Annotated in this window: 22 protein-coding genes and 1 riboswitch; of the genes, 18 read left to right on the top strand and 4 right to left on the bottom strand. The window is 47.4% G+C overall.

All coding sequences use genetic code 11. The annotated features are described in order from the left end of the window. Nucleotides 1-411 precede the first annotated feature (411 nt). Nucleotides 412-537: riboswitch (SAM riboswitch) on the top strand. A gap of 240 nt (nucleotides 538-777) precedes the next feature. The 6 genes from metA to ABIC22_RS00530 all read left to right on the top strand — a co-directional run bounded on the left by metA (nucleotide 778) and on the right by ABIC22_RS00530 (nucleotide 7,782). Next, nucleotides 778-1,695, top strand: a complete 918-nt coding sequence (gene metA / locus ABIC22_RS00555) for a homoserine O-acetyltransferase MetA (RefSeq protein ID WP_127539433.1) — start codon at nucleotides 778-780, stop codon at nucleotides 1,693-1,695. A 24-nt stretch (nucleotides 1,696-1,719) separates the two neighbouring features. Further along, a complete protein-coding gene (locus ABIC22_RS00550) occupies nucleotides 1,720-2,907 on the top strand; it encodes a PLP-dependent transferase (protein WP_127539434.1) in 1,188 nt (395 codons plus the stop codon). Then, on the top strand, nucleotides 2,900-4,069 hold the full coding sequence (locus ABIC22_RS00545; RefSeq protein ID WP_354477131.1) for a trans-sulfuration enzyme family protein: 1,170 nt from the start codon (nucleotides 2,900-2,902) through the stop codon (nucleotides 4,067-4,069). Before ABIC22_RS00550 ends, ABIC22_RS00545 begins: the two co-directional genes overlap by 8 nt. A gap of 383 nt (nucleotides 4,070-4,452) precedes the next feature. Further along, nucleotides 4,453-5,592: a cyclic dehypoxanthinyl futalosine synthase gene (gene mqnC / locus ABIC22_RS00540; protein ID WP_354477128.1), complete on the top strand. Its 1,140-nt coding sequence runs from the start codon at nucleotides 4,453-4,455 to the stop codon at nucleotides 5,590-5,592. 214 nt (nucleotides 5,593-5,806) lie between these two features. After that, nucleotides 5,807-6,772: an aldo/keto reductase gene (locus tag ABIC22_RS00535; RefSeq protein ID WP_354477125.1), complete on the top strand. Its 966-nt coding sequence runs from the start codon at nucleotides 5,807-5,809 to the stop codon at nucleotides 6,770-6,772. Next, nucleotides 6,769-7,782: a zinc-binding alcohol dehydrogenase family protein gene (locus ABIC22_RS00530; protein WP_354477122.1), complete on the top strand. Its 1,014-nt coding sequence runs from the start codon at nucleotides 6,769-6,771 to the stop codon at nucleotides 7,780-7,782. Before ABIC22_RS00535 ends, ABIC22_RS00530 begins: the two co-directional genes overlap by 4 nt. Before the next feature lie 125 nt (nucleotides 7,783-7,907). Here ABIC22_RS00530 and ABIC22_RS00525 read toward each other — a convergent pair whose 3' ends face one another. From ABIC22_RS00525 to ABIC22_RS00510, 4 genes are all read right to left on the bottom strand, one after another. Next, nucleotides 7,908-8,813, bottom strand: a complete 906-nt coding sequence (locus tag ABIC22_RS00525) for a YitT family protein (protein ID WP_354477119.1) — start codon at nucleotides 8,811-8,813, stop codon at nucleotides 7,908-7,910. 111 nt (nucleotides 8,814-8,924) lie between these two features. Continuing rightward, entirely contained in the window at nucleotides 8,925-10,163 is a 1,239-nt protein-coding gene (locus ABIC22_RS00520) for a cation:proton antiporter (protein WP_127539439.1), read from the bottom strand. Between the two features lie 4 nt (nucleotides 10,164-10,167). Then, nucleotides 10,168-10,662, bottom strand: a complete 495-nt coding sequence (locus tag ABIC22_RS00515) for a cation:proton antiporter regulatory subunit (RefSeq protein ID WP_110821088.1) — start codon at nucleotides 10,660-10,662, stop codon at nucleotides 10,168-10,170. A gap of 304 nt (nucleotides 10,663-10,966) precedes the next feature. Next, nucleotides 10,967-11,371, bottom strand: coding sequence for a hypothetical protein (locus ABIC22_RS00510; RefSeq protein WP_095359083.1), 405 nt, complete (start codon nucleotides 11,369-11,371; stop codon nucleotides 10,967-10,969). 172 nt (nucleotides 11,372-11,543) lie between these two features. Between ABIC22_RS00510 and ABIC22_RS00505 the strand changes: the two genes are divergently transcribed. From ABIC22_RS00505 to aroF, 12 genes are all read left to right on the top strand, one after another. Continuing rightward, the gene (locus ABIC22_RS00505; protein WP_127539441.1) at nucleotides 11,544-12,497 is read left to right on the top strand and encodes a putative sporulation protein YtxC; all 954 of its coding nucleotides are present in this window, start codon (nucleotides 11,544-11,546) and stop codon (nucleotides 12,495-12,497) included. Nucleotides 12,498-12,914: 417 nt separating this feature from the next. Then, entirely contained in the window at nucleotides 12,915-14,852 is a 1,938-nt protein-coding gene (gene thrS / locus ABIC22_RS00500) for a threonine--tRNA ligase (protein ID WP_354477114.1), read from the top strand. A 208-nt stretch (nucleotides 14,853-15,060) separates the two neighbouring features. Further along, nucleotides 15,061-15,786, top strand: coding sequence for a 3D domain-containing protein (locus ABIC22_RS00495; RefSeq protein WP_483312573.1), 726 nt, complete (start codon nucleotides 15,061-15,063; stop codon nucleotides 15,784-15,786). Nucleotides 15,787-15,898: 112 nt separating this feature from the next. Beyond that, nucleotides 15,899-16,117: a hypothetical protein gene (locus ABIC22_RS00490; RefSeq protein WP_354477108.1), complete on the top strand. Its 219-nt coding sequence runs from the start codon at nucleotides 15,899-15,901 to the stop codon at nucleotides 16,115-16,117. Nucleotides 16,118-16,297: 180 nt separating this feature from the next. Next, nucleotides 16,298-17,350 carry a cell wall-active antibiotics response protein LiaF gene (liaF, locus tag ABIC22_RS00485; RefSeq protein ID WP_354477105.1) on the top strand — a complete coding sequence of 351 codons (1,053 nt, stop codon included), beginning with the start codon at nucleotides 16,298-16,300 and terminating at the stop codon, nucleotides 17,348-17,350. Between the two features lie 3 nt (nucleotides 17,351-17,353). Further along, entirely contained in the window at nucleotides 17,354-18,391 is a 1,038-nt protein-coding gene (locus tag ABIC22_RS00480) for a HAMP domain-containing sensor histidine kinase (protein WP_354477102.1), read from the top strand. After that, the gene (locus ABIC22_RS00475; protein WP_095359079.1) at nucleotides 18,388-19,050 is read left to right on the top strand and encodes a response regulator; all 663 of its coding nucleotides are present in this window, start codon (nucleotides 18,388-18,390) and stop codon (nucleotides 19,048-19,050) included. Before ABIC22_RS00480 ends, ABIC22_RS00475 begins: the two co-directional genes overlap by 4 nt. Before the next feature lie 147 nt (nucleotides 19,051-19,197). Further along, nucleotides 19,198-20,877: a S1C family serine protease gene (locus ABIC22_RS00470; protein ID WP_354477099.1), complete on the top strand. Its 1,680-nt coding sequence runs from the start codon at nucleotides 19,198-19,200 to the stop codon at nucleotides 20,875-20,877. 187 nt (nucleotides 20,878-21,064) lie between these two features. Further along, nucleotides 21,065-21,754, top strand: coding sequence for a response regulator transcription factor (locus ABIC22_RS00465; RefSeq protein ID WP_095288273.1), 690 nt, complete (start codon nucleotides 21,065-21,067; stop codon nucleotides 21,752-21,754). Between the two features lies 1 nt (nucleotide 21,755). Next, complete coding sequence (locus tag ABIC22_RS00460) at nucleotides 21,756-23,216, top strand: sensor histidine kinase (protein WP_354477096.1); 1,461 nt, start codon at nucleotides 21,756-21,758, stop codon at nucleotides 23,214-23,216. Between the two features lie 67 nt (nucleotides 23,217-23,283). Next, entirely contained in the window at nucleotides 23,284-24,237 is a 954-nt protein-coding gene (locus ABIC22_RS00455; protein WP_095288433.1) for a 4-hydroxy-3-methylbut-2-enyl diphosphate reductase, read from the top strand. Nucleotides 24,238-24,473: 236 nt separating this feature from the next. Next, nucleotides 24,474-25,538 carry a 3-deoxy-7-phosphoheptulonate synthase gene (gene aroF, locus ABIC22_RS00450; protein ID WP_095288271.1) on the top strand — a complete coding sequence of 355 codons (1,065 nt, stop codon included), beginning with the start codon at nucleotides 24,474-24,476 and terminating at the stop codon, nucleotides 25,536-25,538. The last annotated feature ends 12 nt before the right edge of the window (nucleotides 25,539-25,550 follow it).

Here is a 25,550-nt window from a genome sequence, read left to right as displayed (position 1 = left end):
ATCAATATGGGCGCAAAAAGAACAGATCAGCCGGTCGGCAGCGGAACCTGGAAGTCAGGACTGCGTTCGCTCTATAATCAAACGGAAATAACGTCCCGCTGCCGGCATGCTGATGTCAATTCTCTATGCAGTTTGTCGGAATACGGCTGACAGTCAGGCCTCGGGTCGCCATCCATTGAATATGTCACCTCTCACATAAGGGTTTGCAACACTTGTTTAGTATACCGCTGGTACATGGTGCTTTCAAGCGCAAAAATGTGTCTATTTCGCGCCCTGAAGCAGTGTATGACAGTGATAGACAAACGGTTCCGGCCTACATGAACAGACATAAAACTACATGCTTGACGTGAGAGGATTAATGTTTTAAAGTAGACGGTGAAGTACACTAAATACACAATTGAATAAGGCGAAATCTTATCAAGAGTAGGTGGAGGGACTGGCCCGATGAAACCCGGCAACCGGCGGTATACCGCACGGTGCTAATTCTTGCAGCGACTAAGTGTCCATTGAGGCACTGTTGTAACTGAGAGATGAGAGAGGCGCATATCTATTTACATATGACCTTTCTCGGAATCCGAGGAAGGTCTTTGTTATATGCACCGACTTCTCAGCACTGATTTTCGCTATGGAACTTGAGTTTGTCAGGTTAGAGCGTTGCGCTTTTTGCAATTCGCCACCTATAGACAAGCTCATGGCAGTCTAGAACAATTTTGATGTGTAACACATCAAGCCTGTGATGGCTGCATCTATCTATGCACAAGGAGGAGTTTGTACATCATGCCAATTAAAATTCCAGACGCACTGCCTGCCAAGGAAGTCCTCGCAGGTGAGAACATCTTCGTAATGGACGAGACACATGCTTACCAGCAGGATATTCGTCCACTACGCATTGCTATATTAAACCTGATGCCTACCAAGGAAACAACAGAAACCCAACTGCTTCGTTTGGTGGGGAATACCCCTATACAGGTTGATATCGTTCTGGTTCATCCCAAGTCCCACATATCGAAGAACACGTCACAGGAGTATCTGAATCTTTTCTATAAAACCTTTGATGAGATTGAACACCGCCGTTTTGACGGGATGATCATTACAGGTGCCCCTGTTGAGCAAATGGATTTCGAAGACGTGAATTATTGGAAGGAAATTCAGGAGATCTTCGATTGGACCAAAACCAACGTCACATCGACCATGCACATCTGTTGGGCTTCTCAGGCTGGTCTGTACCATCATTTCGGTGTACCTAAGGTAGCGCTGGAAGAGAAGTGTTTTGGCGTATTTCCACATACGATTAACAAATCTCACGTACAGCTGCTTCGCGGATTTGATGAAGTGTTCAATGTCCCACATTCCCGTCATACCGAAGTTCGGCGCGAGGATATTGAGAAGAACGATAACCTCGAAATTTTGGCCGAATCGGAGGAAGCTGGCATTTTCCTGGTTGCCACCAAAGATGGCAAACAAATTTTTGTGACAGGGCATGCGGAGTATGATCCATTGTCCTTGAAATGGGAATATGACCGCGATGCATCCAAGGGATTGGATATCGCACTGCCAAGAAACTATTTTCCAAACGACGACCCATCCCGTGTTCCTCCGGCAACCTGGCGGGCACATGCAAACTTATTATTCTCTAATTGGCTCAATTACTATGTGTATCAGGAAACGCCTTACGATATTGGCCCGCAAATCTAATCGAGATTACAGGAGGATACTGCAATGGAAGACAATAAGTTGAAAATCGAAAGCCGCTTGGCTCAAATCGGATCCGTCAATGAACCGGTGACTGGTGCCGTGAATTTCCCCATCTATCAATCAACGGCATTCCGCCATCCGAAGCTCGGGCAGAGCACAGGCTTTGACTACATTCGTACAACCAATCCAACGCGTAAGGTACTGGAAGAAGCTGCAGCTGCACTCGAATCAGGTGATGCCGGTTTTGCCTGTAGCTCGGGCATGGCAGCGCTGCAAACGATCTTCGCCATGTTTGGACAGGGGGATCATCTGATTGTCTCGCTGGATCTGTATGGGGGAACGTATCGTCTTCTAGAGCGTATCCTGTCTCGTTTTGGCGTAACGGCAAGCTACGTGGACACGAATGATCTGGTGGCCATGGAAGACATTCGTCAGCCGAACACCAAAGCTGTATTTATCGAGACGCCAACCAATCCACTTATGATGATTACGGATATTGAAGCGGTCAGCTCCTGGGCGAAAAGCCATAACCTGTTGACGATTGTGGACAATACACTGCTGACGCCGTTCTTCCAGCGTCCTATCGAACTCGGAGCAGATATCGTTATTCATAGTGCAACCAAATACCTGGGTGGACACAACGATGTGCTTGCCGGATTGATTATCACCAAGGGCGAGGAATTGTCAGCCGAAATGGCATTCCTGCATAACTCCATTGGTGCGGTACTATCTCCAAGTGATTCCTATCAGTTGATGAAAGGCATGAAGACACTCGCGCTGCGTATGGAGCGTCATGAGTATAATTCACTTACGATTGCCAAGTATTTGCTGGAACATCCATCCGTGGGGGAAGTATATCACCCTGGTTTGTCAGATCACCCGGGATACGAAGTGCAGAAGAAACAATCTAGAGGAAACACAGGCATCTTCTCTTTCAAAGTCAAAGATGCCCGTTTAGTTGAACCGTTGCTGCGCCATATCAAGTTAATTGCTTTTGCCGAGAGTCTTGGCGGCGTTGAATCATTGATGACGTATCCTGCGGTGCAGACGCATGCAGATATCCCGCTCGAAATACGCGACGCTGTAGGTGTCGATGACCGCTTGCTGCGATTCTCGGTAGGAATTGAGCATGCAGACGATCTGATTGCGGATTTGGGGAATGCCCTGGAAGCTGCGCAGCGTGAGGTTGAAGGAGGCGTACATCATGAGTGAGCAGAACAACAAGCAATCCGAATTGAAGTTTGATACCAAGCTGCTGCATTTTGGTGACGAAGTGGATAAAACAACGGGAGCCTCCAGCGTACCAATCTACCAGGCATCCACATTCCATCATTTTGATATCTTTAATCCACCACAGCATGATTACAGCCGTTCGGGTAATCCGACACGTCAAGCATTGGAGGATTACATCACACTGCTTGAAGGTGGAGCTCGAGGATTCGCCTACTCTTCAGGAATGGCTGCAATCTCCAGTGTGTTCCTGATGTTCTCGGCAGGCGACCACATGATCGTAACAGAAGATGTGTATGGAGGAACATACCGCCTGCTCACGTCCATTCTTAGCAGAATGCAAATTGAGACGACGTTTGTGGATATGACCAATCTTGAAGAGGTGAAGGCGGCCATCAAGCCGAATACGAAGGCAGTCTATATGGAGACACCTTCCAACCCGACCCTGCGGATCACGGATATTGCTGCCGTCACATCCTGGGCACAGGAACATGAGCTGATCACCATTCTCGATAACACATTTATGACGCCATATTATCAGCGCCCGATTGAGCTCGGCGTGGACATTGTTGTACATAGTGCAACCAAGTTTCTTGGTGGACATAGTGACGTACTTGCCGGACTTGCCGTTGCCCGTACCGAAGAGCTGGGGAGACAACTCAAACAGCTTCAAAATGGGCTTGGTACCGTGCTGGGTGCTCAAGAATCCTGGCTTCTAATGCGCGGCATGAAAACACTTGGAGCTCGTATGGCACACAGTGAACAAAGCACGGCGAAGCTGGCTGCCTGGCTTAGCGGACGCAGCGATATTACCGCAGTATACTATCCTGGACTGCTGGAGCATCCGGGTCGTGAAGCTCACGAGCGCCAATCCACGGGTTACGGAGCGGTTGTCTCATTTGACGTAGGCTCGGGTGACCGTGCCAAAGCGGTGCTTAACCGGGTGAAACTGCCAATTGTGGCAGTCAGTCTGGGTGCTGTGGAGAGTATTCTGTCCTATCCTGCGATGATGTCCCATGCAGCGATGCCTGCTGAGGTTCGCCTTGAACGGGGCATTACCGATGGGCTGCTGCGCTTCTCAGTGGGGCTGGAAGATATCGATGATCTGATTGCTGATCTGGATCAGGCGCTTCAGGAATCATAATCATCATTTTTTTTGGCTAGCCGAACAATCAATAAATCAGTCTAAAAAAGCTGCAATTATAATAGAATGAATATGTCAATATTTTTACTTAAAATTAGGGCACCTTTCCATAAGGTGCTTTTTTTCACATGTAACCTGTGTTACGATAGACAGAGTACAGAAATGCGATGTTGCCACCAGCACTTGCAAGCGATGCGTCTTATGCATAGATTCAATGAGCCGTTTTTTCATTAACCCAGAATGGATCGAAAGGTTCCAATCCACCTAGAATTTCTATTTCTACGCAATCGTTTGGAACCAACCAATCATGCACAAGGCTGGCATATATACAAGTCGGGACGGATCGTGAACATATTTTCTCTTCATGAGGGAGGCTTTTTACGATGAGTACGGTAGACCGTATCTTAGATAAAGCCCTTCGGGGCGAACGATTAGACCTGGAAGACACAATTCAGCTGTTTGAATCGAATGAAGTCGACAAAATCGGGGCAGCTGCCAATGTTATTATGAAGCGTATGCACCCTGAGCCATACAGAACATTTGTCATTGGGCGTAACGTCAACTACACCAACGTGTGTGATGTGTACTGCCGTTTTTGTGCTTTCTATCGCAGACCTGGATCAGATGAAGGATACGTATTGCCGGACGAAGTGATTTTCCAGAAAATTCAGGAAACACAAGATGTGAACGGTACTGAGATTCTGATGCAAGGCGGAACGAATCCCAATCTGCCTTTCAGCTATTACACGGATCTGTTAAAAGCAATCAAAGAACGTTTCCCGAACATCACCATGCACTCCTTCTCACCAGCGGAGATTATGAAAATGGTAGAAGTTTCGGATGGTCTTACGCTGGAAGAGGTCGTAAGTGCCATTCACGAAGCAGGACTGGATTCCTTGCCAGGTGGAGGCGCTGAGATTCTGGATGACCGTACACGCCGCAAAATCAGCCGTCTGAAAGGTTCATGGCGCGACTGGATGGACGTTATGCAGACAGCTCACCGGATCGGGATGAACACAACCGCAACCATGGTGATCGGTTTGGGCGAATCGATGGAAGAGCGTGCACTTCACCTGCTTCGTGTACGTGAAGCCCAGGATGAGTGTATTGCGAACAAATATGACTCAGAAGGCTTCCTGGCATTCATTCCTTGGACATTCCAGCCGGATAATACGAATCTGAAACTGGAGCGCCAAACTCCGGAAGAATACCTGAAGACGGTAGCGATCAGCCGACTTGTACTTGATAATATCAAAAACATTCAATCTTCATGGGTAACCATGGGTCCTGAAATCGGTAAGAAATCGCTTGAATTTGGCTGTAATGATTTCGGCAGCACGATGATTGAAGAGAATGTCGTATCCGCAGCGGGTGCTACATACAAAGTCAATATTGGCTCGATTCTTCAGCTTATTCGTGAGGCGGGTTATATTCCGGCACAGCGTAATACAAGATACGATATTCTGCGCATGTTTGATGAAGAAGAGAATTCCGTGCAGCAAGATTTTGTCATGCAGAACTAATAAGAGGATTTATTTATATCTAGGTACTAGAATGAAGACCACGGGCTGCCCATTGAAGGGTAATCCGTGGTTTTTTTGTTGGATGCTTGCCATAAGGGGCCATTCCTAGGTCATGAAAGAGTACATATTACGCATATGGCGATATTTTATAATGATATTGAACTGTTAAAATGAAAGAAACGGAGCAACAGACATGCTGGAAAGGAGCAAGTGAATGAAGAGAAGGATGCTTGGCAGGACCGGTCTTGATGTACCTGTGTTGAGTTTTGGCGCGTCTTCCCTGGGTTCGGTATTTCGCGATATTGACCGCGAGGAAGGTATTCGTACGGTACATGCAGCTCTGGATGCAGGAATGAACTATATAGATGTGTCACCCTATTATGGTCTAACCAAGGCAGAGACGGTACTGGGGGAAGCGATACGAAGCCAGCCGCGCAGTTCATATATTTTATCAACCAAGGCGGGACGATACGGAGAGAATGAGTTTGATTTTTCCCGTAAGCGCATTCAGGATAGTGTCAAGGAAAGTCTGGACCGATTGCACACCGATTATATCGATATTCTGTTCCTGCATGATATTGAGTTTGCACCAGCAGAGATCATTATTGAAGAAGCCTATCCAACCTTGCTGGAACTGAAAGAGCAGGGTGTAATTCGTCATGCGGGAGTCTGTGGTCTGCCCCTGCCCTTGTTCGAGAAAGTGCTGCCGCAGATTGATGCCGATGCCATCATCTCGTATTGTCATTATGCATTGAATGATACCTCATTATTGTCCTTGCTGCCGTTATTGGAAAAAGAGGGAGTTGGCCTCGTTAATGCTTCGCCTCTCTCCATGGGCTTATTAGGTACAAGAGGGACGCCCGCCTGGCATCCAGCAGAGGAACGCGTCAAACAAGTCTGTCTTGAAGCTGCGCAGTTCTGTGCAGAGCAAGGTGCGAATATTGCCAAGCTGGCTGTGCAGTTTGCTACCGCAAATGAACAGATCCCAACCACACTGGTGAGCAGCGCAAGTGTAAATAATATCCGTCATAATGCCGAGTGGGTAGATGAACCACTCGAAGAAGAGCTTTTGGCAGAGGTACTGCGCATTCTGGCACCCGTTCATAATATAACGTGGACTAGTGGTCGTCCCGAGTATAACGAACCACAACAGAAAGCAGCGAAGGGGGAACAGGGATGAAGGCTGTTGTGTGCGAAGAGATCAATCGTTTGACAATACAGGATACCGACGAACCGATTCGAGCTGAACATGAGGCTATTGTATCCATCAAGCGGATTGGCATCTGCGGGACGGATCTGCATGCTTATAAAGGCAACCAGCCCTATTTTACCTATCCTCGTATTCTGGGACATGAACTGTCAGGGATCATTGATGACATTGGCCCGAATACTGCTGGCCTTCAAGTTGGAGATCAGGTAAGCATTATTCCCTATCTGCACTGTGGTCACTGTATTGCCTGTCGAACAGGGAAAACCAATTGCTGTGCATCCATGCAGGTCATGGGAGTACATGTGGACGGAGGGATGCGCGAAAGAATCAGTGTGCCTGTTTCCCATTTGATTAAGGCGGAAGGACTGACCCTGGATGAAACAGCGATGGTTGAACCGCTCAGTATCGGTGCTCATGCAGTAAGAAGAGCAGGTGTGCAGCCAGGGGAGCAGATTATAGTCATCGGGGCAGGACCGATCGGACTTGGGGTCATGGCTTTTGCGAAACAGGCCGGGGCCCGAGTAATCGCCATTGATCGGAACCTGGACCGATTGGAACTAAGCCGCACCTGGGCTGGGGCAGATGTTGTAATACAGGCAACAGATCAAGTGGTGGAGCAGGTAGCTGAAGTGACAGAAGGGGATTACGCTGCCACTGTATTTGATGCAACAGGCAATGTGCAGTCCATGAATGAGGCCATTCGGTATGTAGCTCATGGCGGACAATTGATCTATGTGGGATTGGTCAAAGCCGATATTACGTTTCATGATCCTGAGTTTCATAAGCGGGAGATGAGCATACTGGGCAGCCGTAATGCAACGCGTGCAGATTTTGAGCAAGTGATATCGACTTTGCGGCAGAAAAAGCTCAGCATGGATGGCTACATTACGCATCGGGAGCCTTTAACTGAGCTTCCTTCCGCCATGGACAAGTGGTTGCTCCCAGATACACATGTGGTAAAAGCTATAGTTGAACTGTAAAAGTGTAGGATATCGAAAATAAAGAAACAGGAATAAAAAGCAGGAATAAAAAAAACCTCTCACTAACCTAAAGTGATATTTTATCACAGGGTTAGAGAGAGGTTTTTGGGGTTCAAGTCGTTGGGTCATTTCTCCGGATGGGTGATAATACCAGCGTGCGGATCAATATGGCGCACAATGGATTTCAACCAGATCATCTCCAGAAAATGAACTTCATAGTACAATGCCCCCGGAATGTGATGAATCCATCCTTCAGCAGGCAATAAGGAAGCAGATTCTGAAGAGGGTACAGGAGATCCGGGTTCCCGTCGCAGACGCTTGCGAACGGCTTTTTCAACCTGCGAGCTTTGGGTAGTCAGAATGTACAATTTGCGAGTGGTCGTAAATCCGCGGAACGCGATATAGACCGTTTCATACGCAATAAGATAGGCAATAACAGAGTACATCGCTTGATCCCAACCAAAGACAACACCAGCGGCTGTCAGAATCAGCAGGTTGAGCAGCATGATTATTTTTTCGATAAGCATCCGTTTCCCGCTAAACACCCGTTCAGGTGGCCGGGAGGACGGATCACCGATTTCCAGCGTATCCAGTGTCCCGCCATACCGCACCACAAGTCCGATTCCAACACCAAGACATAATCCGCCGAACATGGCGGCAGCCAGCGGATGTTCAACCAGAGGCGGCATGGGATGAAGCACGATGGCACCAATCGAAAAGACAACCAGACCCAGTACAGTAACAAGTACAAATTTCTTTTGCACCAGCCTGTAGGATAAAAATATAAACGGAACATTAAATAAGAACAGGAACAATCCAATCCTCATCTCAGTCCAATGGGCGAACAGAGAAGATATGCCTGTAATGCCTCCAATAATAATCTTATTGGGATGCAGGAATAATTCAAGTCCCACGGAGGCCAGAATCCCACCGGCGATCACCAGCAAAAGATTCAGGAAGCGTCGCGTGGATGATATTCTGGTCTTAGCGGTTTGTGGCACCGGATTAGCCGATATCAGAGGTACTTTCATACGTCATCCTCCTTTGTGCGGCTGGCGAGCCATTCTCCCTGGGTTGATCACAGAAGATCGGCGAGGAGCCGCAGTTACGATCCTGTGCCTGTTCTGAACAGGCACAGGTTTTTATCCTTCTTTCTGTAAAACCTTCGGTTCTTCTTTCTTCTTCCGAGGATCTTTGAACTTGAATATTTTATCCAAAATTCTAAACACATGTTTGGACTCTTTGGTTAATAACGGTCCAAGAATGGCCAGAATCAGTACGTACAGTGCGGCAAACGGCTGGAGAAGCGGCAAGAGTCCACCGGCTTTACCCATGTTGGCCATGATGATCGAAAATTCACCGCGGGATACAATGGTTAAACCAATATTAGCAGAAGCTTTCGGAGACAGTCCCGCACTGCGTCCGGCCAGCATGCCTGCCAGGAAGTTACCAAATAGCGTAATAACAACAGCAATCAAAGCCAGCCACACGGCATCTCCGCCAAGGGACAGAGGGTCAATGGACAATCCGAAGCTGAAGAAGAAGATGGCTCCGAAGAAGTCACGGAACGGCAGGATTAGATGCTCAATCCGTTTGGCATGTTCTGTCTCTGCAAGGACCAGACCAACAAGTAATGCACCGATGGCCTCGGCCACGTGAATGGTTTCGGAGAATCCGGCTACCAGGAATAATGCACCAAAAATCACAAGTGAAAACAATTCATTGGAACGTATTTTAAGCAGTTTGTTGAGCAGCGGAGTCGCTTTGCGCCCCAGTATGATGACAATAAGCATGAATCCAAGCGCGATAAGCGCGGATACGATGACGCCTCCGATCGAGGATGAGTCACTGAGCACCAATCCGGATAGGATGGAGATGTAGACAGCCAGGAACACATCTTCGAACATGATAATTCCAAGTATCATTTCCGTTTCCGGATTGGCTGTACGTTTCAGATCGACTAACACCTTGGCCACGATGGCACTGGAGGATATGGTGGTAATCCCAGCAATAACAAGTGCCTCAGCAGGTGGGAAGCCGGAAGCAAATCCGAAAACTAATCCAAGCGTAAAGTTAATCCCGATATAAATCGAACCGCCGACGGCAATGGATTTACCGGATTTGATCAGACGTCCTACAGAGAATTCCAATCCGAGATAGAAGAGCAGGAACAGGATACCAATCCGGCCCATAAATTCGATGAAAGGCTGACTTTCAATAAAACGGAAGTCCAGATGCCATATTTTCATGGCATGTGGACCAACCGCCATCCCGATCAGAATGTAAAAAGGGACGACCGAAAAACGCAATTTGGCAGATAAGAGGCCAGCGGCAGCAATGAGAACGAGCGCCAGACCTACTTCAAAAATCAGATGATCCATCGACTCACCCCCTTCCGGTCAGGAGGAGGGATTTGAAGAGTTTCTGTTGGTTGCGTTCGCCAACGGCAACAACGGTAGACTCAGCAGTAATCACGACCTCAGGACCGGGGCTGATATGTTTTTTGTGGTTTTTCTCTACAACGGCAATAACCGTTGCCCCAGAGTTTTGACGTACGTCCAGTTCACCGATGGACTTGCCGATGCATCCATAGGAGGATTCGACTTTGTACCATTCGATGATCAGATCATCAAAAGTAACTTCAATATTTTCAAGCTGTTTTGGCTTATAGGTCAATCCGCCAACGATAGCGGCAATTTGTCTGGCTTCATAATCATCGAGCGTAATCATGGAGATGCTTTGATCCGGATCGTCGTATTCAAAATGGTACATTTCACGCCGTCCGTCATCATGAATAATGATCACAATTTTATCTCCGCTGCTCGTTTCAATCTGGAACTTCTTGCCGATTCCCGGCAAATCAGTTTCACGTACATCCATGGATAATATGCCTCCTTAAATTGAGGGCTGGCCACAGAAGACAGGCTTATTTCCCGAAAATAGAATGATCTGTATTTGGAAGAAACATTAAATGATGCGGGCAAACAGAGCCAGGTACTCCTGACACACAGCCGTATACATTGAATTTTGAACAAAATTGGATATGACAAATACAACATCGTGACACACTGTTAACCTTGTCGTTAACTAACGTTTGCTTAAAGGGTTATAAGTTATGCACAAGTACACCGTCTGATGGACAGAGATGTCTCTATGCATGGCAACCGAACATACGGAGCAACGCCTAGTGAAGGGCGTTTACGTATCTTGGTGCATGAGGGGCGAGGGACAAATACATACTGGTGAATTTAATGGGTAGCAGAAATAATCTGCGCTTAAACAGACAAATCAACGGTTTAAAGGGCAGACGCGGAGTAGGAATTCGCAGCATCAGCAATAAGGCAAGCACCAAAAATACAGGCTTGTTATTCGTCACTGCAATCAGCTTGACCATGACTTGCGAGTATTTGCGGATAGCAGGTTTTTGCTGAGTTTCGGGTATTTGTAATAACACTTCCTTATTGGAAGTGGCATCAACGGATACGCCAACAGCGGATTCTGTCTGCATTGGAATAGGGAAGCACAACGCTTGGAACAAACACAAAATGATGATAAAAGCACTGCGGAGCATTCTAGGTTGTTGTCTCATTTTGGCTTCCCTCCTTTTCCGTGAAACATACTGTTATCAAAATAATAACACATTTTTGTCTGAACTCCAAACCTCTTTACAAATATACTGAGAAATGATGACACGCTTTCCATCAATCCGCTTCGTATATCCCCATCGGCCTTGCCATATACTTTGAAGAGGAAGGAAAGGAGTGATTCTTGTGGAGCTGTTCGCCGTATGGACCGATGTGTCAGGGCAAGAGGAAGCAGATCAATTTTACCGCTGCATCAAAGAAAAAACCAAAGGTTTACATATAAGCAAAAGAGGTTTCCGGCTCACCTTCAAACATAATGACGGCAAAGCAGCCTGGGTCTGCAGAGGGAATGAAAATCACGCGGATTTTCAGCAGTGGCTGCCTCAGATCAGTGATTTGCTTGCCAAAGGACTGGCCGATTTCATTATGGATACCCGGGAGCGCTCCATTGTAGAAAACATGATTTCCAAGGCCTGTTCGGTTATGGATGAATATGAAGTGGAGAAGGTACACCGGATCTGCATGCCCTTGTTATTCAACGGTGATCTGGATCAACCAGGGCTTCGAGAGAAACGGCGCTTAACCCTCGCAGGTGGTCTTAGACATGATCTGGAGGAGGTTCATTTCTTTCACCTGGAAGGCATTCTTCATTTTCGAATGAAGCAATACAAACAGGAACTGCACGAACTGGTGGAGTATGCACTGGATGAATTCTGGATGGATCGTCAATACGAAGAATTCATGGGACTGTTAAAATATTTTGTGTTCTTTCAGGAAGCCAAAGTTCCTTTGGTCCATCTGGTGCACAAAGGCTCGCATGAATTTCAGGTTCTGGATGCAGGGCTTAACCAGCTCCCTGTACAAAAAGATGAGCAAGTCGTCGTGGAGATGCCTGGTCTTGAACTGGAAATGGATATTGAAGACATGATTGTAAGCACACTTATATCGATATCTCCCGAAAAAGTGATGCTTCATACAAACACACCCGATCTGCCGATTATATCGACGATTCGCCAGATCTTCGAGGACAAGGTTCAATTATGCCATCATTGCCCGGAGTGTGAAGTGCTTCGTTCCGGCCTGCTGTCAGGCCTTGACGCAAGTGATCTCGGCAATTATAATAACTGTTGATCCATGAATTAATGAACATGTTTTTATGGATGAACTTTTACCAATAAGCAAAAGCGTTGACAAAGACAAGGACCATACGCACGGTCGGTGCAGAGAGAGGGAACCAGGCTGAAATTTCCTCCGGATGCCACGTTTGGTTTACCCCTTTGTAGCTGCAGTTTTGAAAACGGAGATGAATGTAATCGTTCCGTGAGTAAGGATATGCCGGGTCATGCCCGTTACCGTCATGCCAATGAGGGCTGTATTTTCAATGAAGAATGAAGCAGCTGAATTAGGGTGGAACCACGAGTATACAACACTCGTCCCTTTGCCGGGACGGGTGTTTTTTGCGTTCTTTGCCAATCAGCAGGGATAGCAATAGATCATCAGTCCATGATGTTGATGGACAAGGTTACATTTACAGGAGGAATGAGACAAATGGCAGTTAACATTAAACTACCGGATGGTTCAGTACGTGAGTACGCCGATGGCAGCAGTATTGAGGACGTAGCAGCATCCATTAGCAGCGGATTGCGCAAAAACGCCGTAGCAGGGAAACTGGATGGAATTGTGGTGGACTTGTCGACCAAGCTTAACGAGGGAGCTTTGGTAGAGATCGTAACTTTTGATTCACCAGACGGACTTGAAGTGATGCGTCATAGTACAGCTCACTTGCTCGCTCAAGCTGTGAAGCGCCTATATGGCAGCAAAGAGGTTCACCTTGGCGTTGGACCTGTCATCGAAGACGGATTTTACTATGATATGGACCTGGAACACCCGCTTAACCCGGAAGATCTGCAAAAGATCGAGAAGGAAATGGAACGTATCGTAAGTGAAAACCTGCCGATTGTGCGCAAGGAAGTCAGCCGTGCTGAAGCAATCAAAACGTTTGAAGAAGTGGGCGATCCTTACAAACTCGAATTGATTCGTGATCTGCCGGAAGACAGCGTAATTACCATTTATGAGCAGGGCGAGTTCTTCGATCTGTGCCGTGGACCTCATGTACCTTCCACAGGCAAGATCAAAGTGTTCAAATTGATGAATGTCGCTGGTGCGTACTGGCGTGGTGACAGCAAAAACAAAATGCTGCAGCGTATCTACGGTACAGCTTTTGTGAAAAAGGCTCAGCTGGATGAGCATCTGCACTTCCTGGAGGAAGCACGTAAACGGGATCACCGCAAGCTGGGTAAAGAGCTTGAAATGTTCACGTTCTCCCAACTGGTTGGACAAGGTCTGCCAATCTGGCTGCCAAACGGTGCCAAACTGCGTCGTACGCTGGAGCGGTACATTGTGGATTTGGAAGAAAGTCTTGGATACCAGCACGTATATACACCGGTTCTCGGTAATGTGGAATTGTACAAGACGTCTGGACACTGGGAGCACTACCAAGAGGACATGTTCCCTAAAATGGTAATGGATAACGAAGAACTCGTTCTCCGTCCAATGAACTGCCCGCACCATATGATGGTGTACAAGTCCAGCATGCACAGCTACCGTGACCTGCCAATCCGGATTGCCGAGCTCGGCATGATGCACCGGTACGAGATGTCTGGTGCTCTGACTGGCTTGCACCGCGTTCGTGCAATGACCTTGAACGACTCACACATTTTCTGTCGTCCAGATCAGATCAAGGAAGAATTCGCTCGTGTTATTGAATTGATCCAAACGGTTTACAAGGATTTTGGTATTCAGGAATATCGCTTCCGTCTGTCTTATCGTGATCCGCAGGATACTGAGAAATATTTCCAAAACGATGAAATGTGGGAAATGTCCCAACGCATGCTGCGTGAAGTTGTGGAAGAACTCGACTTGCCTTTCTATGAAGCAGAGGGTGAAGCAGCATTCTATGGTCCCAAACTCGACGTGCAGATCAAAACAGCACTGGGCAAGGAAGAAACATTGTCCACCGTACAACTGGACTTCCTGCTTCCAGAACGATTCGAACTGGAATATGTCGGAGATGACGGACAGAAACATCGGCCGGTCGTTATTCACCGCGGCGTAATCAGTACAATGGAACGTTTCACTGCATTCTTGCTGGAGAACTTTGCGGGAGCATTCCCACTGTGGCTGTCTCCTGTTCAAGCAAAAGTCATTCCGGTATCCGGAAACTTCGATGATTACGCACGTGAAGTGGAAGCGAAACTGAAACGCGCGGGAATTTCTGCTGAGGCTGATTTGCGCAACGAGAAGCTTGGATACAAAATCCGTGAGGCACAACTGGAGAAAATGCCTTATATGTTTGTTGTTGGTGAGAATGAGCGCAGTGCCGAATCCGTGTCTGTGCGTAAACGCGGAGAAGGCGATCTCGGCATGAAACCTGTGGATGAAATCGTAGCTCAACTGAAAGAAGAAATCAGCACAAGATCAATATAAATATATGCATTTGAGAAAGACCGTCAGGGCGTGGCCTAATCCACGCTCTAGACGGTTTTTTTTCTATTTCTCATGTGCTGGAACCTAGTGGAGTAGAAAATGTATAAGCATTTTGCTTTTTGGAAAACCTTTGCAGTAAGGGGGAGGTTTTAAAATGAAAAAGCAAAATGCAATGAAAACAAAACAATTACGGGTTCTGATTTCAATTATGGTCATGTCCATTGGGTTGGTATTGTCCTGGAATCAGGCAGAGGCGTATACATTTGAAGAGGAAAATGAAGTGCTCCATGTAATCAAGCGGCAGAATCAAGCTGCAACGCGTCAGGTTGAAAGTCAGTCCGAGTTATCGATCCATGATTATGAATACAGTGATCAGGTACAGGTCACGACGATGGTTTATATGGCTTTATTGTGGTCTCCGCAGCCCATTGTCATTCCTAAGCCGGATGTCCCAGGCAAGCAGCTTGTACTCGACCCATCGATGCCTGTGATGGCGCCGCGCTCAGAACAGGTACTGGGAACCCAAAAGGTGACCGCGACGGGTTACACGGCAGGTGTAGAGTCAACCGGTAAAGGACCAAAACATCCTCAGTATGGTATTACTTACTCTGGGGTGAAGGTACGTAGAGACAAAGAAACGGTGTCAACCATTGCTGCTGACCCCAAATTATTCCCGCTTGGTTCTATCCTTTATATTCCCGGGTATGGTTACGGTATCGTGGCGGACACAGGTTCTGCCATCAAGGGTAATAAAATTGACCTTTATTTTCCGACCACGAAGCAAGTGTATAAGGAATGGGGCAAAAAGGACGTCGAGGTACAGGTGATTAAACAAGGTGACGGAAAGTGCACGGAAAAGATGCTGGACGAGTTGTCTGAAGCGATCGATGTGTACAAATCCGTGCCGGATTCATGGTTAGACAAGGCCGTTTAATTTGGGATGTTAAGGATGAATAACTGTAGTGTTCTCTTCACATAATACTGACTGGGGACGAACCCCGCGCAGCAGCAGTGCAGCGTAAATATGAAGAGAGAGGTGATTCGTTGTGGCTAAAAGAACACAAGGACAAGGGTACCAAACGCCAAACGAGAAGTACAATGCTGAGTTTGGACAAGAACCTGCGGCAAGCAAAGTGAAGCAATCCCAGCAAAACAAAGTACAAGAAAATTTCCAAACACCTGATGAAAAATACAATGCAGAGTTCGGTGTAGAAAACACTGGACAAACAGGCCAAGTAGGCCGTGCAGGCAAATTTCAAAAATAAATAATGATTCAGGCACCCTGGAGCAAACGCTCCAGGGTGTTTTTGGTTTTTGATAAATTTTACATAAATATCCTCAGTCCTCAGTCTGGAGACCGAGACGAATTCCATCTGCCGCCGCTGTTATCGAATCCTTGTCTGAGGTACACTGGATACAGAATACAGACGAAGGAGACATGAGCGATGAAACGATCTATGCGAGACCGCTGGTGGGTTGGCATACCGTTGATTGCCGTTGGTGCAATCATTTTGTTTCGGCAGTTGGGTTATGACATTGATATAGGATATATATTTAGAACATATTGGCCGCTGTTTCTAATCTGGTGGGGCGTAAAAGGAGTGACTGAAATTCGTCGCAATGGCGGTTATGCCATGATTGGACCTGTCATTGTACTTGCTATAGGCGGATACTTCCTGTCACGAAATCTCGGCTGGATTGATTATTCCATGGGTGAGTTTATTCGTTACCTCATTCCAATCATGTTAATTGGAGGAGGGTTGTTTGTTCTGATTGGGCCTCGTCGCCGTGATCGCAAACATCAGGACAAAATGCAGCCACCTCCGCCGCCTGAACCTTACCAGCCCTTGTCTTCCGAGGACCTGGAAATGCCTTCTTCCTTTGATGAGCAATTCGAAAAGACGTTTGGGAAACCCAGACAGGAGCCGAAAAACCACCATTACGATCCATACGCCAATGCGGCTGAAGATGAATTGCATCAGGGACATCAGCATAAGAAAAAGCATCATTCTCATTCCCATAGCCATACTCATTCACATGGTCCAGATGGAAACGGCTATGGAAGTCACTATAATGATGGCGGATACGGTAATGAATATGAAGATTACGGCAACAGAAATACCTTTAACAAATCAGCATTTATCGGTGACCTCTACATGGGACAGGAAGTGTTCTCCCTTAAACCGATGAATATCTCGGCGTTTATCGGTGATACGGTTATTGACTTGACGAAGGCCCAAATCCCTTATGGCGAAACCAAAATCAACATTTCCTCATTTATTGGGGATGTAAAGGTATTCGTGCCGGAAGACATGGATCTGGGAGTCACGGTCACCACGAACTCCTTTATAGGAGATATGTCGCTGTTGAACCAAAAACGAGGTGGATTTCTCAGTAGTGCCCAGGCGGAAACTTCCCATTACCGCGAAGCAGGAAAAAAGGTCCGAATCGTAGTAAGTGTATTTATCGGAGACGTCAAAGTAAATAAGGTGGGTTAACGCATGATTCGAACGATTCTCAAGGCCAACAAGTGGGAACTGATGATGTATTTTGTCCTGACCGGGCTGATTACACTGGGCGGGTTCTACTTGCTGTACGGAGAGGTGTTAATGGGAACAGGACGACAGCGCGCATGGACGTATGTGGCTGTCGTTGTGCTGGCGACTATAGTTACCGGATATATTGCTGCACTGCGGCTTCAGCGCAAAATCGACCTGCTCGATCTGAATATGCTGAAAGTATCCAAGGGTAACTTGGCCGTTCGCATGCCTGAGGCAGATGATGCCTCTTTCGGCCGGGTATACCAGGAGTTTAACGTCATGATGGATTCGATTGAGAAAAAAATGAGGCTGCTCCAGCGTCTGGGCGAGCAGGAAGTGATCGAGAAAGAACAGGCTTCCGAACGAGCGGTTCTTGAAGAACGCAGACGGATGGCGAGGGACCTGCATGATACGGTCAGCCAGCAGTTGTTCGCCATTCATATGTCAGCGTCTTCCTTGCCCAAACTGCTGCAGATGAATCCGGAGCACGGAAACAAAGTATTGGACCAATTAATCCAAATGTCGCATATTGCACAACGTCAGATGCGTGGTCTTATTGCGCAGCTTCGTCCGGTAGAACTTGAAGGAAGGGACCTGGCTGAGGCACTGGATCGATGGTTTCCTGATTATTGCAGACAGAATGGATTAAAGGGAGTGAAAGAGCTGGAACTGGATGGCGGCGTCTCGGATGCCATCGAGCACCAGCTGTTTCTTGTTATTCAGGAGGCCGTCGCCAATGTAGTGAAGCATGCGGAGGCTGGCCTTGTTAGTCTGTCCATACGGGAGAGCGAGCATCAGATCAGCATGAGCATAAGCGATGACGGTCAGGGCTTCTTGCAGCAAGTTGAGCGGCCAGGGTCCTATGGATTGTCCACCATGCGTGAACGGGCAGAAAAGCTTGGCGGGGATGTCCAGATTATTTCAAAACCGGGAGCGGGAACGACAGTACGGGTGCTTATCCCGAAATTCCCGGATGAACCAGAGGGGGAAACGGAATGAACGGAAAAGTGAATGTAATGATTGTAGACGATCATGATATGGTGAGAATGGGCTTGAAAACGTACCTGATGCTTGAGCCAACATTTCATGTCATGGGAGAAGCGGGAAATGGACAGGATGCGCTTAACCAGCTGCGCAAGCTGGATCAGAGCGAGATGCCTGATCTTATATTGATGGACCTGATGATGCCTGTCATGAACGGGGCCGAGGCAACGCAAGCCATCATGAGTGAATTTCCGGGTTCCAAAATAGTTATGCTTACTAGTTTTCTCGAGGATGATTTGGTGGTGCAGGCCATTGAGGCGGGAGCAGTCAGCTATGTCCTGAAGACTGTATCTGCTGAAGAATTAATCTATGCGCTTCAGGGAGCCTATCGGGGAATGCCTGTCATGACGGGAGATGTGTCCCAGGCGTTAACCCGGGGAATCAGGCAGCGCACAGCGAGAGAGAACGAATCCGGTCTGACCGAACGGGAGAAGGAAGTTCTTTTGCTCATTGCAGAAGGCAAAACCAACAAAGATATTGGAGAAGAACTACATATTAGTATCAAAACCGTTAAAACACATGTAAGCAACCTGCTAATGAAGTGCGAAATGGATGATCGGACACAACTGGCCATTTACGCTCATCGTCAGGGTTGGGTGAAGAACAAGGACTAAAATGCTGATTTATCGGGAAAAATGTGCTATTATTGCGTGCTTTTATCTCCTTTTTAATTGTTTTTAAGGTACGGTTAAGGTTTAAAGTACAAAATAAGGACAGTTAAAGAATATCTCTTGTGAAAAAGAGATTGGGAGGTAGAAAGCATGGACGAACGTAATTATAGACCGAACCGTCAAGACGAGGAAGACCAAACAAAGCATGCGGATAACCGCAATACATCCGGAACGGACGAATCCTCTTACTATTATTCTTATGGACCTTTTCAGTCCGTGAATCAGGAAGATACAGCAAGCAGTCATGTGAACCCTAGCGAGCGTGAAGAGGGCAATGTACAGATCACAAGACCCGATCCTGTCAAGCCGCTTCCGATGTATTACAATAATGGATCTTCCGAACAGGCGGGCCGCGGCAACGGAGGCAGCGGTTCCGGAAACGGTGGAGATGGTGGCAGCGGTGGCAAAAACGGAAATGGAAACTGGAACTACAACAACCGTAAGCCTCGCTCCTCGGTCAGATCATTATTGTTTTCCTTTATAGCAGGGATGCTGGTCATTACAGTACTGATGTACACGGCAGACCGCACGAACATGTTTACTCCGCAAGAAGCCTTAACAAGTGCAGAGAATCAAAGCACAAGTCAGGAATCGACTTCTACGAATACGGGCAGCAGCAATAATGTGACTGCATCACTTCTGCCAACAGGTAAAGAGGATGTCTCTTCTGTAGTGACGAGCACAAGTCCTGCGGTTGTAAAGATTGAAACATTAGCTAAGCAGTCCACGCGAAGTGGAAGCCAAGGTGGATCCACGATGAGTGATCCGTTATATCAATACTTCTTCGGTAATGGAGGTAACGGAAGCGGTGGCACGGATAGCAACCAAGGCGAGCAGCAGCAGCAGGGAAGCAATCAGCTTGTTCCACTCGGCATTGGTTCCGGATTTGTTTTTGACAAAGAAGGATATATCCTAACGAACCAGCACGTTATTCAAGGTGCAGATGTCATTCAGGTTACACTGGAGAACAACAGCAAACCTTACGAAGCCAAACTGCTGGGAAGCAGCTTCGATCTTGACCTTGCTGTATTGAAAATCGAGAAAAACAGCGGAGACGATGATTTCCCTGTTGCTCCGCTTGGCGACTCAAACAGCACTCAAGTTGGTGAATGGCTTGTTGCCATTGGTAACCCAGAAGGGTTCGAGCATACTGTAACTGCAGGTGTACTGAGTGCCAAAGAACGTACAATCAGCATTCCGGACGAAGAAACAGGTAAAACCCGCGAATACAGCCATCTGCTGCAAACCGATGCGTCGATTAACCCAGGTAACTCTGGTGGTCCGCTGCTTAACCTTAACGGTGAAGTCATTGGTATGAACGTAGCCGTTAGCGCTGATGCGCAAGGTATTGGATTTGCGATCCCTTCAAGCGTTATCTCGGATGCCGTGAAATATCTGAAAGAAAACAAAGAAGTTCCAAAAGAGCCGGTACCGTTCATCGGTGCGTCCCTGATGGCGCTGACGCCTGAAGTGGCGAAACAAATGGGAACCGATATTACTGAAGGTTCTGTCGTAGCCAGCACGATCTATCAGTCTCCGGCTTACCAAGCCGATCTGCGTGCCTATGATATCATCACGGGTGCAAATGGAACGCCGTACAGCACTAGCCAAGACCTGATTGATTTCATCAAAACTCAGGAAATCGGCAGTGAAGTTACATTGAATGTGGTACGCGATGGTAAGAAGATGGATATCAAAATTAAAATCGGCAACAAAAATGACTATGATACTTCACAAACAACTGATCAACAACAACAAACACAACCATAATTTGAATGGTGGTTCGAGATTCAGAAGAGCGGAAGGGTTTGAGGGCCCTTTCGCTTTTTTTGTCCTAATGAAGGCATGATTACAGATACCAAGCAAGGCTTGGAGAAGCGAAAAATGCGGCCAAGATGCAGACTAGGCTTCTGGCTGTTACAATGAGATTAAAATGTGAGAATAAAGGAGAAAGACCATGCGCTCAACTATTTTGATTGTGGATGATGATGAAAAAATCGTGTCCATGCTCCGCCGGGGGCTGGCGTTTGAAGGCTATGAGGTACAGACTGCTTCCAATGGGGCTGAGGGTCTCAGTAAATTAATGGATAAGGAACCGGATGTAGTGGTGCTGGATGTGATGATGCCTCAGATTGATGGTTTCGAAGTATGTCGCCGTTTAAGGGAAGCAGGAAGCAAAGTACCTGTGCTCATGTTAACCGCGAAGGATGAGGTTCAGAGCCGGGTGACCGGCCTGGATACCGGAGCGGATGATTATCTGGTGAAGCCATTCGCACTGGAAGAATTACTGGCCCGTGTTCGCGCCTTGCTGCGTCGTAAATCGGATATTGCAGAAACGCCGGATAACCGGCTCGTCTACGAAGATATTATATTGGATAATGACTCACGCGAAGTGCTGCGTGACGGGAAACGTCTTGAGCTGACAGCGAAGGAATTCGAACTATTGAACTTGTTTATGCAAAATCCGAAAAGAGTGCTCTCCCGTGATCTGATCATGGATAAGATCTGGGGCTATGATTATAGTGGCGAGTCCAACGTACTTGAAGTATATATTGCGATGCTCCGGCAAAAAACAGAAGAGTATGGAGGCAAACGCTTAATCCAAACGATTCGTGGAGCGGGTTATATTCTGAGAGGTGACTCCTGACATGTCCATTCGGTTAAAACTAACCGCATGGTATTCTGGCATCTTGGCAGCTGTGCTTATTTTTTGGGGTGTCGTAATCTATGCCTTTGTTTATTTCAATACGTATCAGGAAGTCGAACAGCAGTTAAAGTCGAAGAGTGCGCGAATTACGGACCAGATCGGAGTTAACCCGTTATCTCAGACGCTTGATCTGGACCCGTTTACCGAGAGTCAGCTGCAGGAAGCCCAAATTTACATTCAACTCTGGGATTACCAAAGTCAGTCTGGCAAAATCTCAGGAAACATGGAGAAGGTTCGCATCCAATTTCCGGTTTTGAAGACGAATGAAATAGTAGAAAAACGCGGGATATCCAAGATTTACGTGAATGGCACTCCTTTTCTGGTCAATCAGCAGCCCCTTTCTCTTTCGGGAACCAATGAAATTAGGGGGCTTCTTCAGGTCGGTGCCAATGTAAGTTCACAGGAACGATTGCTGGAGGCGCTGCTTAATATTCTGATCTTTGGCTGGCTTGTGGCCATGGCACTGGCCATTACTTCAGGTCTCATTCTTGCCCGCAAATCGATGCGCCCACTCGTCAATGTCATTGATGCAGCCAATCAGATTCAATCCGGTGACGATCTGAGTGTCCGGATACAATATACGGGTCCCAAGGATGAAATCGGCCGTCTGATTGAAACGGTGAATAACATGCTCGAACGGACAGAACTGTCCTTCCGCGGCCTGGAGGAGACCAATGCTGCTCAGCGCAGATTTGTATCCGATGCCTCTCATGAGCTGCGTACACCGCTGACCACGATCCGGGGAAACGTGGATTTCCTGAAAAAGTTATGGGATCAAGAAGGAAATGACCGACCGAATCTGGATGAGGAGACCGTCAAGGAGATGTCGCTTGAAGCGATTGAAGATATGGCGGACGAAGGCAAACGCATGAGCAGGTTGATTAGTGACATGCTGTCACTGGCTAGGGCGGATACAGGACAGAAAATAGAATTGAATCCGATTCCGCTGCAAATTTTGGTGCAAGAAGTGGCTCGCAGAGCACATTTCCTCGATCACCACGCAGAATGGCGGGTTGGAGATTTATCGATTTTAAATGGAATTTATGTGAACGGCAGCAAAGACTATCTTCAGCAGGTGCTCTTTATTTTCATTGAAAATGCGTTCAAATACACACCGGACGGATCGGTAACGCTTGATGCTATCCTATACAAAGGCCAGGTTGGTCTCCGGATCAGTGATACAGGCATCGGTATGGATAAGGATGAGGTGCCGTTTATCTTCGATCGTTTCTATCGTGCAGACGAATCCCGCGGAGCTACACCGGGCATTGGACTGGGGTTATCCATCGCTAAATGGATTATTGAGGAGCATATGGGCTCCGTTGAGGTCGTGACCCGACGCGGTGAAGGAACGACTTTCATCATCTGGATGCCAGTTGTCTTTGCTCCACCTATCGAATAAAGGTATAATAGACTGGACTGCAATTACATCGGCAGTGATGCTGAAAAAGAAAGCGGGTGGCAACCAAGTGGAAGTACTGCGAATTTCGCCGCGAGGGTATTGTTACGGAGTTGTGGATGCCATGGTATTGGCACGTCAGGCAGCACGTAATCTTGATTTACCACGGCCTATATATATATTGGGTATGATTGTGCATAACAAACATGTGACGGATTCCTTTGAAGATGAGGGCATCATTACACTGGATGGTCCGAACCGGATTGAAATCCTGAGTCAGGTAGAGAGCGGTACGGTCATCTTTACGGCCCACGGTGTATCTCCTGAGGTACGCAAGATGGCACGGGACAAAGGGCTCACTACAGTAGACGCCACATGTCCGGATGTAACCAAGACGCATGACCTGATCCGGGAGAAAACGGCTGAAGGTTATCAGATCATCTATATCGGCAAAAAGAATCACCCTGAACCCGAAGGGGCTATTGGAGTTGCGCCTGACCAGGTGCATCTGATTGAGAAGGAAGAAGAGATTGATGCACTGAATGTGCCAGCTGGCAAGATTCTCATTACCAATCAGACGACGATGAGCCAATGGGATATCAAACATATCATGAGCCGTCTTCTGGAGAAATTCCCTGGCGCTGAAATTCATAACGAGATATGTCTGGCTACCCAAGTTCGTCAGGAAGCAGTGGCTGAGCAGGCCGGTCAGTCTGATCTGGTTATCGTTGTGGGTGACCCGCGCAGTAACAACTCGAACCGGCTTGCACAAGTCTCGGAAGAGATTGCGGGTGTAACGGCCTATCGGGTATCGGATGTGTCCGAGATCAAGCAGGAATGGCTGAAAGGGGTAAACAAGGTAGCCGTAACTTCAGGTGCTTCGACGCCGACTCCGATTACGAAGGAAGTTATCAGTTATCTGGAGCAATATGAGCATGATCAACCGGAGACGTGGGAAATCAAGCGTACCGTCAACATGAGCAAACTGCTGCCCCCAGTGCGGGAGAAAACCCGCACAACGTAACAACTATCGAAGAATCCTGTGTTGCAGTCCTGAATTTGGGCATGCGGCACAGGATTTTTTTGTATTAAGCGCACCCGTAGTCATCTTGACGAGAACGGTTTACTATGATATATTTACTTTAGTGGATAAAAGCTTAAAAGCGAACAAGCGTTTAAGCGAGACAGAACTTTTAATTATAATCAGATGCACATCGAAACAGTTTGGTGCTCTCATACAAGGAAGGATGGGAATTAATTATGATCGTTATTGCAGGTAAGGCAACACCGGAGGAACAGATTCAGGATATCGTCGCTGTGATTGAAAAGGAAGGGCTTCAGGTGCATATCTCCCGCGGGGAGGATCGTACCATTATCGGATTGATTGGCAAAGTGGAACCCAAAATGCAGGAACATCTTCGTCAAATGAAGGGCGTAGAGAATGTCGTAAGAATCTCGAAATCCTACAAATTGGCCAGCCGTGACTTCCATCCTGAAGATACAGTCATCTCCATTAAGGGAGTGGATATCGGCGGAAAAGAACTCGTCGTTATGGGTGGACCATGTGCGGTTGAATCTGCTGCCCAAATTGATGAAATTGCCGGTCTTGTGAAAGCTGCTGGTGGCCAGGTACTGCGCGGCGGTGCATTTAAACCTCGTACCGGTCCTTACAGTTTCCAGGGAACAGGTGTAGAAGGGCTCATCATGATGGCTGAAGCTGGCAAAAAACATGACCTGCTGACCATCACGGAAGTCATGACTCCGGAATACGTGGATATTTGTGCGGAGTACGCGGATATTCTGCAGGTCGGTACACGGAACATGCAAAACTTCGATTTGCTGCGTAAGCTGGGCGAATGCGGAAAACCCGTATTGCTGAAACGCGGCTTCAGTGCGACATATGATGAGCTTCTGAACGCGGCTGAGTACATCCTCGCCGGCGGTAACCCTAATGTAATGCTATGTGAGCGCGGCATTCGTACGTTTGAGTCCTATACTCGCAATACGCTCGATCTGTCGGCGATTCCTGTGCTGCAGTCTCTTAGCCATCTGCCTGTCATTTCCGATCCTAGCCATGGTACGGGACGCCGTGAACTGGTAGAACCGATGACAAAAGCTTCTGTTGCTGCTGGTGCCAATGGATTAATTATCGAGATGCACACAGATCCAGACAACTCCATGACAGGCGACGGTGTACAATCTCTGTTCCCTGACCAATTCGCCAACTTGCTGCAGGATCTGGAGAAACTCGCTCCAATCGTGGGCAAAACGTTTAATACAGCCAAACAACCTGCCGAGTTTTTCCCGGCAAGAGTGGGCGTCTAATCTTATAGTTAG

Origin of the sequence: Paenibacillus sp. PvP094 (assembly GCF_040546835.1) — a bacterium.
GTDB classification, from domain to species: domain Bacteria; phylum Bacillota; class Bacilli; order Paenibacillales; family Paenibacillaceae; genus Paenibacillus; species Paenibacillus illinoisensis.
Note: the sequence above shows the minus strand (reverse complement) of the source record. Positions and strands in the feature narration are given on the sequence as shown.

What these genes read in the sequence shown, in the direction of transcription:
- ABIC22_RS00525 (WP_354477119.1), bottom strand. Translation starts at nt 8,813, where the DNA reads ATGAAAGTACCTCTGATATCGGCTAATCCGGTGCCACAAACCGCTAAG.
- ABIC22_RS00535 (WP_354477125.1), top strand. Translation starts at nt 5,807, where the DNA reads ATGAAGAGAAGGATGCTTGGCAGGACCGGTCTTGATGTACCTGTGTTG.
- ABIC22_RS00515 (WP_110821088.1), bottom strand. Translation starts at nt 10,662, where the DNA reads ATGGATGTACGTGAAACTGATTTGCCGGGAATCGGCAAGAAGTTCCAG.
- mqnC (WP_354477128.1), top strand. Translation starts at nt 4,453, where the DNA reads ATGAGTACGGTAGACCGTATCTTAGATAAAGCCCTTCGGGGCGAACGA.
- ABIC22_RS00460 (WP_354477096.1), top strand. Translation starts at nt 21,756, where the DNA reads ATGTCCATTCGGTTAAAACTAACCGCATGGTATTCTGGCATCTTGGCA.
- ABIC22_RS00465 (WP_095288273.1), top strand. Translation starts at nt 21,065, where the DNA reads ATGCGCTCAACTATTTTGATTGTGGATGATGATGAAAAAATCGTGTCC.
- ABIC22_RS00480 (WP_354477102.1), top strand. Translation starts at nt 17,354, where the DNA reads ATGATTCGAACGATTCTCAAGGCCAACAAGTGGGAACTGATGATGTAT.
- aroF (WP_095288271.1), top strand. Translation starts at nt 24,474, where the DNA reads ATGATCGTTATTGCAGGTAAGGCAACACCGGAGGAACAGATTCAGGAT.
- metA (WP_127539433.1), top strand. Translation starts at nt 778, where the DNA reads ATGCCAATTAAAATTCCAGACGCACTGCCTGCCAAGGAAGTCCTCGCA.
- ABIC22_RS00510 (WP_095359083.1), bottom strand. Translation starts at nt 11,371, where the DNA reads ATGAGACAACAACCTAGAATGCTCCGCAGTGCTTTTATCATCATTTTG.
- ABIC22_RS00470 (WP_354477099.1), top strand. Translation starts at nt 19,198, where the DNA reads ATGGACGAACGTAATTATAGACCGAACCGTCAAGACGAGGAAGACCAA.
- ABIC22_RS00520 (WP_127539439.1), bottom strand. Translation starts at nt 10,163, where the DNA reads ATGGATCATCTGATTTTTGAAGTAGGTCTGGCGCTCGTTCTCATTGCT.
- ABIC22_RS00530 (WP_354477122.1), top strand. Translation starts at nt 6,769, where the DNA reads ATGAAGGCTGTTGTGTGCGAAGAGATCAATCGTTTGACAATACAGGAT.
- thrS (WP_354477114.1), top strand. Translation starts at nt 12,915, where the DNA reads ATGGCAGTTAACATTAAACTACCGGATGGTTCAGTACGTGAGTACGCC.
- liaF (WP_354477105.1), top strand. Translation starts at nt 16,298, where the DNA reads ATGAAACGATCTATGCGAGACCGCTGGTGGGTTGGCATACCGTTGATT.
- ABIC22_RS00550 (WP_127539434.1), top strand. Translation starts at nt 1,720, where the DNA reads ATGGAAGACAATAAGTTGAAAATCGAAAGCCGCTTGGCTCAAATCGGA.
- ABIC22_RS00475 (WP_095359079.1), top strand. Translation starts at nt 18,388, where the DNA reads ATGAACGGAAAAGTGAATGTAATGATTGTAGACGATCATGATATGGTG.
- ABIC22_RS00495 (WP_483312573.1), top strand. Translation starts at nt 15,061, where the DNA reads ATGGTCATGTCCATTGGGTTGGTATTGTCCTGGAATCAGGCAGAGGCG.
- ABIC22_RS00545 (WP_354477131.1), top strand. Translation starts at nt 2,900, where the DNA reads ATGAGTGAGCAGAACAACAAGCAATCCGAATTGAAGTTTGATACCAAG.